General features: G+C 70.3%; 14 protein-coding genes. 6 read left to right on the top strand and 8 right to left on the bottom strand.

Annotated features, from left to right (window positions below):
- Positions 1 to 64: 64 nt before the first annotated feature.
- From QFZ76_RS33950 to QFZ76_RS33935, 4 genes are all read right to left on the bottom strand, one after another.
- The gene (locus QFZ76_RS33950; protein WP_307677261.1) at positions 65 to 628 is read right to left on the bottom strand and encodes a Clp protease N-terminal domain-containing protein; all 564 of its coding nucleotides are present in this window, start codon (positions 626 to 628) and stop codon (positions 65 to 67) included.
- Positions 628 to 837, bottom strand: coding sequence for a helix-turn-helix domain-containing protein (locus QFZ76_RS33945; protein ID WP_067439455.1), 210 nt, complete (start codon positions 835 to 837; stop codon positions 628 to 630). Before QFZ76_RS33945 ends, QFZ76_RS33950 begins: the two co-directional genes overlap by 1 nt.
- Positions 838 to 935: 98 nt before the next feature.
- Positions 936 to 1,901 carry a zinc-binding dehydrogenase gene (locus tag QFZ76_RS33940; protein WP_307677260.1) on the bottom strand — a complete coding sequence of 322 codons (966 nt, stop codon included), beginning with the start codon at positions 1,899 to 1,901 and terminating at the stop codon, positions 936 to 938.
- Positions 1,902 to 2,903: 1,002 nt separating this feature from the next.
- Positions 2,904 to 4,127 (bottom strand): NADP-dependent malic enzyme, encoded by a 1,224-nt coding sequence (locus QFZ76_RS33935; RefSeq protein WP_266433895.1) that lies wholly within the window; start codon positions 4,125 to 4,127, stop codon positions 2,904 to 2,906.
- A gap of 722 nt (positions 4,128 to 4,849) precedes the next feature.
- Here QFZ76_RS33935 and QFZ76_RS33930 point away from each other — a divergent pair.
- From QFZ76_RS33930 to QFZ76_RS33920, 3 genes are read left to right on the top strand one after another with little or no spacing between them, the layout of a single operon-like run.
- Positions 4,850 to 5,818, top strand: coding sequence for an ABC transporter substrate-binding protein (locus QFZ76_RS33930; RefSeq protein WP_307677259.1), 969 nt, complete (start codon positions 4,850 to 4,852; stop codon positions 5,816 to 5,818).
- Positions 5,819 to 5,852: 34 nt separating this feature from the next.
- Positions 5,853 to 6,800 (top strand): amino acid ABC transporter permease, encoded by a 948-nt coding sequence (locus tag QFZ76_RS33925; RefSeq protein WP_307677258.1) that lies wholly within the window; start codon positions 5,853 to 5,855, stop codon positions 6,798 to 6,800.
- Complete coding sequence (locus QFZ76_RS33920) at positions 6,797 to 7,558, top strand: amino acid ABC transporter ATP-binding protein (protein ID WP_307677256.1); 762 nt, start codon at positions 6,797 to 6,799, stop codon at positions 7,556 to 7,558. The genes QFZ76_RS33925 and QFZ76_RS33920 overlap by 4 nt, the downstream gene beginning before the upstream one ends.
- A gap of 108 nt (positions 7,559 to 7,666) precedes the next feature.
- Here the strand turns inward: QFZ76_RS33920 and QFZ76_RS33915 are convergent, their stop codons facing one another.
- Complete coding sequence (locus tag QFZ76_RS33915; RefSeq protein WP_307677255.1) at positions 7,667 to 8,443, bottom strand: trans-aconitate 2-methyltransferase; 777 nt, start codon at positions 8,441 to 8,443, stop codon at positions 7,667 to 7,669.
- 113 nt (positions 8,444 to 8,556) lie between these two features.
- Here QFZ76_RS33915 and QFZ76_RS33910 point away from each other — a divergent pair, with 113 nt between their 5' ends.
- Positions 8,557 to 9,186 (top strand): CGNR zinc finger domain-containing protein, encoded by a 630-nt coding sequence (locus tag QFZ76_RS33910; protein ID WP_307677254.1) that lies wholly within the window; start codon positions 8,557 to 8,559, stop codon positions 9,184 to 9,186.
- Here QFZ76_RS33910 and sodX read toward each other — a convergent pair.
- Positions 9,090 to 9,524: a nickel-type superoxide dismutase maturation protease gene (sodX, locus tag QFZ76_RS33905; protein ID WP_266448091.1), complete on the bottom strand. Its 435-nt coding sequence runs from the start codon at positions 9,522 to 9,524 to the stop codon at positions 9,090 to 9,092. The two genes, QFZ76_RS33910 and sodX, sit on opposite strands and share 97 nt — an antisense overlap.
- A 144-nt stretch (positions 9,525 to 9,668) precedes the next feature.
- Here sodX and sodN point away from each other — a divergent pair, with 144 nt between their 5' ends.
- Positions 9,669 to 10,064, top strand: coding sequence for a superoxide dismutase, Ni (gene sodN / locus QFZ76_RS33900; protein WP_020123534.1), 396 nt, complete (start codon positions 9,669 to 9,671; stop codon positions 10,062 to 10,064).
- A gap of 103 nt (positions 10,065 to 10,167) precedes the next feature.
- Positions 10,168 to 10,392 (top strand): hypothetical protein, encoded by a 225-nt coding sequence (locus tag QFZ76_RS33895; protein ID WP_307677253.1) that lies wholly within the window; start codon positions 10,168 to 10,170, stop codon positions 10,390 to 10,392.
- 101 nt (positions 10,393 to 10,493) lie between these two features.
- On the opposite strand, the gene QFZ76_RS33890 is transcribed toward QFZ76_RS33895, so the two are convergent.
- The gene (locus QFZ76_RS33890; RefSeq protein WP_307677252.1) at positions 10,494 to 11,297 is read right to left on the bottom strand and encodes a phosphatidate cytidylyltransferase; all 804 of its coding nucleotides are present in this window, start codon (positions 11,295 to 11,297) and stop codon (positions 10,494 to 10,496) included.
- Positions 11,294 to 13,084 (bottom strand): histidinol-phosphate aminotransferase family protein, encoded by a 1,791-nt coding sequence (locus tag QFZ76_RS33885; protein ID WP_307677251.1) that lies wholly within the window; start codon positions 13,082 to 13,084, stop codon positions 11,294 to 11,296. The genes QFZ76_RS33890 and QFZ76_RS33885 overlap by 4 nt, the downstream gene beginning before the upstream one ends.
- Positions 13,085 to 13,102 lie beyond the last annotated feature (18 nt).

Raw genomic sequence — 13,102 nt, 5'->3', positions numbered from 1 at the left:
ACCGATGGCAGTGCGGCAGAGCCGGTGCCTCAGCCCCACTGCCGGAGCCACCACCAGGCCCCGCTCAGCCGGCCTTCGCCTCCCCGCCCCCGTACAGCACGCGCGTCACCGTCTCGTACGTCACGCCGTGGTCGGCGAGGACCTCCGCGGGCACGCCGGGGCGGGCCGTCAGGGCCAGCAGGATGTGCTCGTCGCCGACATGGCGGTCGCGGCGGGCGAGGGCAATTCGCAGCGACTTCTCCAGGACCTCCTTGGCGTCCCGGCCGAAGGTGCGGCGCCCCGACCACCAGCCCTTGCCCTTGCGGTCGCCGGACATCGCTCCGACGCCGTGCACCTCCTCCACCCGGGCGACGATCTCGGAGACGTCGATGCCCAGTCCCGCCAGAGCGTCGGCGTCGGCCTGGGAGAGGCCCGCGCGTCGCCGCGCCTCGCTCAGGGAGGACCGTACGGACTCCTTGCGGTCGGTGAGACCGAGTGCGGCCAGACCGAAGGAGGCGCGGGAGGCCTTCCGGTCCAGTAGGGCGAGCAGCATGTGCTCCGCCTCGACGGCCTGTGCGCCCGCTCCCTCGGCGTACTCGACCGCCCCGCGCACCACGTCCCGGGCGTCCTTCGTGAACCGTTCGAACATCAATGCCTCCCGTACTTCTTGTGCACGGCCTGCCTGCTCACACCGAGTTCCGCGGCGATCTCCTGCCACGACCAGCCCTGATTGCGCGCACTGCGCACCTGCACCGCTTCCAACTGCTCCAGCAGCCTGCGCAGCGCCGCGACGGCCCGCAGGCCGATCCGGGGGTCCCGGTCGCCCGCGCGCTCGGCGAGATCCGTTGCTTCGGTCATGACGTCAACTTACATTGACACATCTCGCCCGTCAACCGAAGTTGACAAGCCAAACGGCCGGCCCGAAAACCGGACCGACCGTCAGAGACCAAGACCTGCTAGCCGTTCGTGAGGACGATCTTCCCGAACTGCTCCCCGGACTCCAGCCGCTCGAAGCCCTCGCGGGCCCGGTCGAGCGGGAACGCCTCGTCGATGACGGGACGTACGCCGGTGGCGGCACAGAAGGAGAGGAGGTCCTCCAGTTCGTCCTTGGTGCCCATCGTGGAGCCGACGACCTTGAGTTCCAGGAAGAAGATCCGGGTCAGCTCGGCGTGCGAGGGACGGTCACCGCTCGTCGCGCCGGAGATGACGAGCGTGCCGCCGGGCCGCAGCGACTTCACCGAGTGCGACCAGGTGGCCGCGCCGACGGTCTCGATCACGGCGTCGACCCGCTGCGGCAGTCGCGCCCCCGGCTCCACCGCCTCCACGGCCCCCAACTCGACGGCCCGCTTCCGCTTCGCCTCGTCCCGGCTGGTCGCGAAGACCCGCAGCCCCGCCGCCTTGCCGAGCACGATGGCGGCCGTGGCGACACCGCCGCCGGCGCCCTGCACGAGCACGGAGTCACCGGGCCGGACCCCCGCGTTCGTGAAGAGCATCCGGTACGCCGTCAGCCACGCCGTGGGCAGACAGGCGGCCTCCTCGAAGGAGAGCTCCTTGGGCTTGGGCAGCAGGTTCCACGTCGGTACGGCGACCTGCTCGGCGAACGTGCCCTGGTAGCGCTCGGTCAGGATGGAGCGAGGCTCCTTCGGGCCGACGCCGTGGCCGGTCTGGCCGATGACGGAGTGCAGGACGACCTCGTTGCCGTCCTGGTCGACGCCGGCGGCGTCACAGCCGAGGATCATCGGCAGCTTGTCCTCCGCGAGGCCCACGCCTCGCAGGGACCAGAGGTCATGGTGATTGAGGGAGGCGGCCCTGACGTCGACGACGCTCCAGCCGGGGCGGGGTTCAGGAGCCGGGCGCTCCCCCAACTCCAGACCGGAGAGCGGCTGGTCGCGGTCGATTCGGGCGGCGTAGACAGCGAACATGACCTTGACGATAGGGCTGCGGGCGTGCGGGCGGAACCGCCGACCCCTGTGACACACACCCTCTTGTCAACCCACCCGGCACGCCTACGGACCCCCGCTGGGGGCTCCGCCCCCAGACCCCCAGGCCTATGCCCACCCACCACCCGTCTCGGTCGGCCAAGAGGCGGACCTCGCCCCGGGGGCTGCGCCCCCAGCGGGTGGGCGGGGTTCCAACTGTTCGCCGCGAAGCGTGCACGAGGTCGAGTTAGCTCGATCGTGTGATGATCGGCGCCCTGGCTTGCGGCGCCCTGGGCCGTTCGGGCTACGGTGATCCTGCGATCTGGGACGCCGGGTGCGGTGCCAGCGTGCGGGGCCCCTGCTCCACCGGAGTGATGGTTCAGGGCCTCCCCGTCGCCTCTGGCCGTGCCCATCCGGCCAGATCGCGCAGGGAGCTGGCCTCCCGGGATCGGACCACGCACAAGATGCGTGTCGCTGCCCCGGGGTTGAGTACGCCGGGGGCCAGTGCGCCCAAGACCGTTCGGGGCGTGCTGCTGAGCGGACTCACTCCTGCTCAGTCCAGAGGAACGGTCCGGGACGGCCTCCACCCACCACCCGACTTGGTCAGCCGAGAGGTGAGCTTCGGCCTGGGGACTGGACTGCCCCAGGCGGGTGGCTCGATGCGCCGAGAGGTGGTCGGTCGGAAGGTCGGAAGGTGGACGCTCCCGCAGTCGCGTACGGCGGGAAGGGGACGTGTCGGGGGGTGTCCGCCCGCAGCGGTTGGCGCGTCCACGCCGGTACCTCCCTGGCCGACCGATTCCGCGCCGTTCCGAGGACGGACACCCCCCGGCGCGGCCCCGACCCACCACCCAACGCAAGGCGCTACGCCCGCCCCCACCCACCCGGCACAGGCCGCCGCAGGCATCACCCGCCCCACCCCCGAACCCACTCAACCCACCCGAACAGCCGGTCCCGCAGGTAAAAAATGGCCCCGTCCAACCGGACGGGGCCACACCGCACAGAACCTCAGCGCCGAGCCACGCCCTCCGCCCGAGCCGCCGCGGCCACAGCCGCCGTCACGGCCGGAGCAACCCGCTCGTCGAACGGCGACGGAATCACGTAGTCCGCGGCAAGGTCGTCGCCGACCACCGACGCCAGCGCCTCAGCCGCAGCGATCTTCATGCCCTCGGTGATCCGGGAGGCCCGCACCTGCAGCGCCCCCGCGAAGATCCCCGGGAACGCGAGCACGTTGTTGATCTGGTTCGGGAAGTCGGACCGACCCGTCGCCACGACCGCCGCGTACTTGTGCGCGACATCGGGGTGGACCTCGGGATTCGGGTTCGCCATGGCGAAGACAAACGCACCCTTGGCCATGGAGGCGATCGCCGGCTCCGGCACCGTACCGCCGGACACGCCGACGAAGACGTCGGCGCCTTCCAGCGCGGCCTCCAGCGACCCGGTGATGCCCGCCTTGTTCGTGAACGAGGCCAGCTCCTGCTTGACCGAGGTCAGGTCGTCCCGGTCACCCGACACGATCCCCTTGCGGTCCGCCACCGCCACGTCCCCGATACCGGCCTCGACCAGCATCTTCGCGATCGCGACCCCGGCCGCACCGGCGCCCGAGATGACGACCCGCAGCTCACCGATACCCCGCCCGGTCAGCTTCGCCGCGTTCCGCAGCGCCGCCAGCGTCACGACCGCCGTACCGTGCTGGTCGTCGTGGAAGACCGGGATGTCCAGCCGCTCCTGGAGCTTGCGCTCGATCTCGAAGCACCGGGGCGCCGAGATGTCCTCCAGGTTCACGCCGCCGAAGGACGGCGAGAGCCGGACCACGGTCTCGACGATCTCGTCGACGCCCGTGCAGTTCAGAGCGATCGGCACCGCGTCCACGCCGCCGAACTGCTTGAAGAGGATCGCCTTGCCCTCCATCACGGGGAGGGAGGCCTCGGGACCGATGTCGCCGAGTCCGAGCACCGCCGTACCGTCCGTCACGACGGCGACGACCGACGACTTCCACGTGTAGTCGTGGACGAGGTCGGGCTGCTCGGCGATCGCGCTGCACACTTTCGCGACGCCGGGCGTGTACGCCAGGGACAGGTCGTCCTTGTCGCGGACCGGCACGGTGGCCTGCACGGCCATCTTGCCGCCGCGGTGCAGCGCGAACGCCGGATCGATGGAATCGAGGGGCTCGGCCCCGCCTTCCTGCTCCGTACTGCTGTCGCTGCGAGGATTGACGATCTCCGCTGCCACTTTGTCTTACCCCTTAGGTCTTCATGGTTTGAGGGTGGCCACTCCTGGTTGAGAAGTGGGCGGGCACCGCGGACGGCCCTGGTAGTGCTGCACCTGTGCTGCATCTGCATCTGCTGCATCTGGTGCCGCACCCGCACGGGGTACGTACGAGCCATACGCGACGGGCGCGCCGCACACGCGCCCTGAGCCCCGGATGAGGGGTGTAAAGAACCTTCTTACCGGACGGACCGCACCGAGGACGAGTCCAATACGTGCAAGGTCACATGGCGGAATGCGGACATCCACTTACCGGCCACTTGCCCGCCACCCACCCGGTGACATGAATCATGGGACATACCGGCACAAGCTCTCAAGATCGGCTTGACGGGTGCTTGAACGGCGCTCAACCCGCTCCGACCTGCACCGGTCCGGCGTCCACATCCCGAGATGTACCGGAGATCTTGCGGCCGGAAGGGAGGATTCCCGCAGATGGTGCGGTCGGGATGTACCGACCTGGTGTGGTTCGGGTGTCGCCCGTTATCCGATTTTGACATCGCTGCGCCCCTGAATGCCTTCGTCCGAATGGCAAGATGCGGTCATCACACGAGGTCGCGACACTCGAAGACGTGTGCTCTCGTCGACCCAGGACCCAAGCACCAGCCGAGGTCCCATGGCAGTTGCCGAACCCATCGGCAGCCGTCCGCCCCATCGGCAACTCCACCCATCCGCCGGAGGAACCCACCATGACCGCAAGCTCCACCCGTCGTACGACCGCCGCGCACTCCCGGCTAGCAGCGGTCGGTGCGATCGCGGTCGCAGGCGCGCTGCTGCTCACCGGCTGCGGTGACCAGACGAATGACAGTGACAGCGGTTCGGACAGCACCGACACCCCCTCGGCGAGCGCGGCCCCGCTGGCCGACAAGCTGCCGAAGGAGATCCGCGACGCGGGCGTCATCAAGGTCGGTTCCGACATCGCGTACGCGCCGGTCGAGTTCAAGGACAGCTCCGGCAAGACCGTCGGCATCGACCCCGATCTCGCGGCCGCCATGGGCAAGCAGCTCGGCGTGACGTTCGAGTTCGAGAACGGCACCTTCGACACGCTGATCACGGGTCTGCGCTCGGACCGGTACGACATCGCCATGTCCGCGATGACCGACACCAAGGACCGCCAGGAGGGCGTCGACTCCGACACCGGCAAGAAGGTCGGCGAGGGCGTCGACTTCGTGGACTACTTCACCGCCGGTGTCTCGATCTACACCAAGAAGGGCGACGACCAGGGCATCAAGTCCTGGTCCGACCTGTGCGGCAAGAAGATCGTGGTGCAGCGGGGCACGGTCTCCGAGGACCTCGCCAAGGCCGAGGCCAAGAAGTGCACCGGCGGCAAGACGATCTCCATCGAGGCCTTCGACAACGACCAGCAGGCCCAGACCCGCCTGCGCGCGGGCGGCGCCGACGCCGGTTCCTCCGACTTCCCGGTCGCCGCGTACGCCGTGAAGACCTCCGGCGGGGGCAACGACTTCCAGCTGGTCGGCGAGCAGGTCGAGGCCGCCCCGTACGGCATCGCGGTCGCCAAGAACGACACCCAGCTGCGGGACGCCCTGAAGGCCGCGCTGGACGCGATCATCGCGAACGGCGAGTACGACAAGATCATCACGAAGTGGGGCGTCGCCGACGGCGCCGTCAAGGAAGCCACCATCAACGGCGGCAAGTGACCGCGCGGCCTGCGGCCACTGAAAGGCAACACCCGTGACTGCTGACATCGACAAGACGGACGGGCCGGCGGACACCCCGCCGGCCGGCCCGGAGGCCATCAAGGCCATCCCGGTCCGTCACTACGGACGGTACGTCTCCGCCGTCATCGCCCTCGCCCTGCTGGGCGGGGTCATCTACGCGTTCTCCCAGGGCAGGATCAACTGGGGGGCGATCCCGGACTACTTCTTCAACGACCGCATCCTCAGCGGCGTGGGCAAGACGCTGCTGCTCACGGTGTTGTGCATGCTGATCGGCGTCGTCGGCGGCATCCTGCTGGCGGTGATGCGCCTGTCGAAGAACCCGGTCACCTCGTCCATCGCGTGGTTCTACATCTGGTTCTTCCGCGGCACCCCGGTCCTGGTCCAGCTCATCGTCTGGTTCAACCTGGGCCTGGTCTTCGAGACCATCAACCTCGGGCCGATCTACAAGGACGAGTGGTCGCAGTTCATGACCCCGTTCCTGACGGCGCTGCTGGGCCTCGGCCTCAACGAGGCGGCCTACATGGCCGAGATCTGCCGGGCCGGTCTGCTCTCGGTCGACGAGGGCCAGACCGAGGCGTCGCACGCGCTGGGCATGAGCCACAGCAAGACGCTGCGTCGGATCGTCGTCCCGCAGGCGATGCGCGTGATCGTGCCGCCCACGGGCAACGAGGTCATCAACATGCTGAAGACGACCTCGCTGGTGTCCGTCGTCCAGTACTCGGAACTGCTGCGCGTCGCCCAGGACATCGGCCAGACCTCCGGTGCCCCGGCCGAGATGCTGTTCCTCGCCGCGGCCTGGTACCTGGTGCTGACCTCGATCTTCAGCGTCGGCCAGTACTACCTGGAGCGCTACTACGCCCGCGGTTCCAGCCGCAGCCTGCCGGCGACACCGTTCCAGAAGATCAGGGCGAACCTGCTGTCCCTGTCGAACCGTTCCTCGTCGGCGGGAGGCACCGCATGACCGCCATGGTGAAGGCCGAGGGCGTCCACAAGTCCTTCGGTCTGGTCGAAGTCCTCAAGGGCATCGACCTGGAAGTGAAGTCCGGCGAGGTGTTCTGCCTCATCGGCCCCTCCGGTTCCGGCAAGTCCACGTTCCTCAGGTGCATCAACCACCTGGAGAAGATCAACGCGGGCCGTCTGTACGTCGACGGCGAGCTGGTCGGCTACCGCCAGAAGGGCGACAAGCTGTACGAGCTGAAGGACAGCGAGGTCGCTCTCAAGCGCCGGGACATCGGCATGGTCTTCCAGCGCTTCAACCTGTTCCCGCACATGACGGCGATGGACAACATCATGGAGGCGCCGGTCCAGGTCAAGGGCATCAGCAGGGCACAGGCCCGGGAGCGCGCGGGCCAGCTGCTCGAACGCGTGGGGCTGGCCGACAAGGCGAGCGCCTATCCCTCGCAGCTCTCCGGCGGCCAGCAGCAGCGCGTGGCGATCGCCCGCGCGCTGGCCATGGACCCGAAGCTGATGCTCTTCGACGAGCCGACCTCGGCCCTGGACCCGGAGCTGGTCGGTGACGTCCTCGACGTCATGCGCGACCTCGCCGAGTCCGGCATGACGATGATCGTCGTCACCCACGAGATGGGCTTCGCCCGCGAGGTGGGCGACAGCCTGGTCTTCATGGACGACGGCGTGGTGGTCGAGTCCGGCGACCCGCGGGACGTCCTGACGAACCCGCAGCACGAGCGGACGCAGTCGTTCCTGTCCAAGGTGCTGTGACGCTTCGCTGAACAGAGGCTGAACAGAGCAGGGGCGGTACGGAGATCTCCGTACCGCCCCTTTCCGTACCGCCCTTCGCCGTACCGCCCCTTGCCGTATTCTCCGGCGCTACTTCAGCGCCAGCAGCAGCGTGTCCGACGGCGAGCACCACACCGGACGCGCCTCCCCGAAGCCCTTCTCGCGCAGCACGCGCGCGTGCCATGCGGCGGGCGGCATGTCGCCGTCGGCGTGCTCGCCGTAGATCGCGAAGCGCTGGGCCGTGGGCCCGGCGAGGACGGGGTCCTTGGCGGCGACCTGCCACCACTCGGCCCAGTCGAGGGCGCCGTCGGCCTTGGCCTGTTCCATGCCCGCATGCCGCCGCGCCCGCTCGGCCGCGTTGATCCTGGGCGTGGTGTCGTCGATCATGTGGTCCGCGTTCATGAAGACACCGCCGTCGCGGACGAGTTCCGCGACCTGACCGTAGAGGGCCGCGAGGGGATCGCTGTGCAGCCAGTGCAGGGCCGTGGCGGTCAGGACGGCGTCGTACGACTCGTACGGCAGCCTCGACGGCCAGTCGGGATCCTTGAGGTCGGCGGTGACGAGGGAGACCCGCTCGTCGCCCGCGAAGGTGCCCTCGGCGATGGCGAGGAGCGCCGGGTCGAGGTCGACGCCCGTGCTGGTGGCCTCCGGGAACCGGGCGAGGAGCCTGGCCGTGATACTTCCCGTGCCGCACGCGAGGTCCAGGACGCGCGGGGCGGTGCCGACGAGGGCCTCGACCATGTCGAGCATGATCCGGAAGCGTTCCTCCCGGTCGGGCATGTACCACTCCTGCTGCCGGTCCCAGCTCTGCTGCCAGGCCTGCCAGTCGGTACCGGCCGTGGTGGTGTCCGTGTTCGTGTCCGTCATCGAGCCCCTCCGTCACGATGTCACGTCATAGACGTCACGTAATACCCTGGATGCACGACCGGCTGTTACCCCGACCGCCCGACGACCATAGAACGCCTCCGTAAGGACTACAAGTGGAACTGGCCTATTACTCGGACTACGCCGTACGACTCGTCAACAGCGAGGAACCGGCCCGGGGCAAGGACGCGCTGACATCCGTCGAGGCAATCCACGACCTCTTCGGCGGCAACGAAGGGGTGGCCCGGCGCGCCACGGACGCCGACGTCACCCGCTTCCGGGGCGTACGGGCCCGGCTCCGGGCGGTCTTCGAGGCGGCGGACGCCGACAGCGAGACCCTGGCCGTCGACCTGCTGAACTCACTCCTCCTGGAGTTCCCGGTGAGCCCGCAGATCTCCGGCCACGACTACCGGGACGACGAGGGCCGCCCGCTGTGGCACATGCACCTGGCGGACCACCCGTCGAACGCGACCGCGGGCTACGCGGCCATCGCGGCGATGGGCCTCGCCTTCCACCTCACGGAGTACGGCGTCGACCGCCTCGGCCTGTGCGAGGCCGCGCCGTGCCGCAACGCCTACCTCGACACGTCCACGAACCGCTCGCGGCGCTACTGCTCCGACCGCTGCGCCACCCGAGCCAACGTGGCGGCCTACCGCGCCCGCAAGCGCCTGGAGGCCGACCGGTCGGAGAAGACCGGCCTCGCGGCCGACAGCGCCCAGCGCACCGCGGCGAACGGCGAGCGCTGATCCGGCCTGCGCGGCCGGTAGCGGAACCGGACCTTGCCGAGCACCAGTTCGTCCGGCACGGTCCCGTAGTCGGTGCTGTCGCCGCCGGCGTACGCGTTGTCCCCGAGCACCCACCAGCCGCCCTCGCGCCGCTGCGCGGCCCGCTTGACGACGAGCAGGTCCTGTTGGAACGGATGGCGCAGGACGACCACGTCACCGGGCCTGACCCGAGCCCCCCACTGCACGACGAGCTGATCCCCGTGACTGAGCGTGGGCACCATGGACGGCCCGGTCACCTCGGCCAGCCCGAAAGGCAGTACGGCCCCCCTGCGCTCGGTCTCCTGCGACAGCTCCGGCATCGCCGGCACCTCCCCGGTCCGTTCCTCCACCAGTCTCAGTCTGACCCCGGACTTTTGTCCTAAGCCCATGGGGGCACTCGCGAAATCCCTTCCCTCGGGGAGTAATGTCGCACCTGAGAAGACGATCACGAGGAAGGATTGCGCATGCTTTCCCGCCTGTTCGCCCCCAAGGTCAAGGTCAGCGCCCACTGCGACCTGCCCTGCGGCGTGTACGACCCGGCCCAGGCCCGCATCGAGGCCGAGTCGGTCAAGGCCGTCCAGGAAAAGATGGCCGCCAACGACGACCCGCACTTCCAGGCGCGCGCCACCGTCATCAAGGAGCAGCGTGCCGAGCTGGCGAAGCACCACGTCTCCGTGCTGTGGAGCGACTACTTCAAGCCCCCGCACTTCGAGAAGTACCCGGAGCTGCACCAGCTGGTCAACGACGCCCTGAAGGCCCTCTCGGCCGCCAAGGCGTCGACCGACCCGGCCACGGGCCAGAAGGCCCTGGACTACATCGCCCAGATCGACAAGATCTTCTGGGAGACCAAGAAGGCCTGACCTTCCGTCAGCCTGCGCCCGACCGGCGATCGGTGCACCATCGCGGGTCTATGGGCAATCCGAAGGGGCCCGACCGGACGAACTCCGGTCGGGCCCCTTCGGCGTGTCGGCCCGCGCAGCCCGCCGCGTGCCCCATGCCGCCCTGCGCGCCGAGGAGATCACCGATCCCTGCCGGCACGGCACGCTGCCCACCACTCGCGCCATCAGCGGCGCGAAGGAGCCTGGTCGCCCGAGGTCCCCCGCCGCCCACGTCCCGTACGTCGGCGAACGGCTGCTCGGCAGCGACGACTTCCCCGCCGAGGCAGGCGGCAGGCCGTCCGCGACCTGACCGCCGCGGCGGCCGTCGTCGTCCTCACCGTCGACGCCGGAGGATGCGGCCGCGGCCCCATCCTGGTCGCGATCCGCCCAGTGTCGGGCTCTCGGCACAGGTCAGCGCAGAACGAGCAGGACGGCCAGCGCGACGAGCAGCGAGTCGATCCGGTCCAGCAGGCCGCCGGAGCCGGGCAGCCAGTGGCCGGCGTCCTTCGTCTGCACACCTCTCTTGACCATGGATTCGAGCAGGTCGCCGGCCGGGCCGCCGACCGCCACCGCAACCGCCATCGGCCAGCTCAGCGCGGACAGCACGGCGAGCACGCCGAGGCCGGCCGCGGCCCCGGCCAGGGTCCCGCTCCACCGCTTGGCCGGGGAGAGGGGCGACAGCCGCGGCCCGCCCAGCCGTTGACCGGCGAAGTACGCCACGATGTCGGCGACCGAGACCGCCACGAACAACGCCAGCGCACTCGCCCCGAGCGGCACCAGCGCGGCCAGCACACTCAGCCAGGCCAGCCCGAGGAGCCCGGCGCCGAGCCGGTGCAGGCCGTGGTCGGCGTCGCCGGCCAGGAGCGGCACCGCGGCCACCGCGAGCGCCCCGATCGCGGCCGCCCGGAGCTCCTGCCCGGGCGCCAGCCAGGCGGTCAGCACCACGCCCGCCACCGCCGCGGCCAGCACCGCCCGGTCCGGCCGGCCCAGCCGCATCAGCCCGCCGAACTCCAGCACCGCGATCACCCCGACCGCGATGGCGACGGCCGCGGCGCCCGGACGGCCCAGCCAGAACGCACCGGTGACCAGGGGCACTCCGACCGCCCAGGCGCACCACCGGATCAGCAGCTCGCGGCGCCGGGACGCGGCCACCGCGATGCCGCCGAGCGCCAGCGCCCCACCGAGGTAGGGCGCCAGGGAGGCCACGGTGATCACCGAGCGGCTCCGGCGGCGGCAACGCCCTCAGGCGTCGAAGGGAGCGAGGCCGCCGCACGCGGCAGCAGCACGTCCAGGGCGGCCTGACAGGCGGCCACGATGCGCGCGTTCTCGGCGGTGTCCTTGACGGCAATGCGGACGGTGCGGCCCTGGTACTCCGAGGACATCGGCGACAGGTCGCGCAGGTAGACATCGCGGCGGCGGCACTCGTTCACCAGCTGTGCGGCGCTCGGCCCGCCGGACGGCAGGGTCACGGTGAGGAAGTTCGCCACGCCCTCCTCGACCACCAGGGCCTCGTCCGAACAGGCCAGGTCGGCCAGGTCGGCGGCGAGCTGCCGGCGCAGCGCGTGGGTGCGCAGCCAGCAGGCGCTGTAGTACGCCGGGTCGCGCAGGGCTGCCACCGCGGCCAGTTGTGCCGGGAGGCTGACCGGCCAGGGCGGTGTCCGCAGACGTAGCTGGGCCGCGGTGGTCGGCTCGGCCACCAGGTACGCGGCCCGCATACCGGACAGGGCGTACATCTTGGACAGCGAGCTGCAGACCACCACCCGCGGGTCCGTCGCGGCGAGGCCGGCGAGCGACTCGGCCATGTCGACATAGCCGAGGTATGCCTCGTCGATCCACCAACGGGTTCGAGCCGGTGCGGCGGCGATCACGGAGCGCAGTTCCGCGGCCGGTGCGTGGCGTCCGGTCGGGTTGTTCGGGTTGACCACCACCACGAGGTCGTAGCGGCCGGAGGCGACGGCAGCGGACAGCCGGGCCGGATCGATCCGCCAGCCGTCCTCGCGGCGCAACCGGAACCGGTCCACCCGGCATCCGATCACCCGCTCCGTGACGTGGGCGTACTCGCCGTAGCCCGGGTCCATCAGAAGCACCCTGCTCTCCGGGGTCAGCCACTGGCCGAACGCCCTGAAGATCAGGTCGGACGAACCGGCGCCCACCGCGAGTGTCCCGGTCGGCAGCGCCCGGGCCGCGGCGATCTCCGCCAGCAGTCCCTCGGCGCCGGTCGGCGGCGAGGTCCGGGCGGCCCAGTCCGGATCGTCCGCGAGCGCCGCCCGCACTCCGGGGGCCGGCGGGAACCAGGCGTCCAGCACGTCGGCCGCGACGACCTGATGACGCCGGTGCAGGCTGCGGAAGTCCGTCCCGACGGCCGTGAACGAGGCGCCGCCGTGCTCGCAGCCGTCCGGCCGGGGTGCGAACGGCACGTCCAGCCGCCAGTCCACCTCGGACCGCAGACGCTCCAGCGTGGTGCGGTAGCGGTCCATCGTGGCCTTCGTCAGCTCGGTCACGTCGCCCGTCAGCACCTCGAACGTCAACGCACCGCTGTGGACGGTACGGCCGACCGGGCGCAGGCCGGCGGCCCGGTACATGGCGAGCAGCTCGGTGCGCCCCATCACCACCACCCGGCGACCGCCCCGGGCGGCGATCCAGCGCAGCGCCGCGTACATCAGCAGCGGTGCCGCCGCGGAGGCCCGCCAGCGCGGCTCGACGGTGAGGATCCGCACCTCGAACACATCGTCCTCGGTCAGCAGCGGCAGCTCGTCACGGGTCAGGTACTTGTCGAGCGCGTAGCGCCCCAGCCAGGGCGGAGTCAGGCTGACGAAGCCGATGCGTGCCGAGCCCCGCGCCGCGACCAGGTAGACGTTGTCGCCGTCCAGTCCGTCGCGCAGCCGCCCGGCCGGATCCGGCGCATGCTGGCCCAACTCCTGTGCGTACACCCGGTGACGCAGTTCGTGGATCCACTCGAGATCCTCCAAAGTGGCGGAGCGTAGCTGCAGGTCACAGCCCATGAGTACCTCTTCTGATGC

The organism is Streptomyces sp. V4I2 (assembly GCF_030817655.1).
Taxonomy (GTDB): domain Bacteria; phylum Actinomycetota; class Actinomycetes; order Streptomycetales; family Streptomycetaceae; genus Streptomyces; species Streptomyces plumbiresistens.
This window is presented reverse-complemented; position numbering and strand designations above follow the sequence as displayed.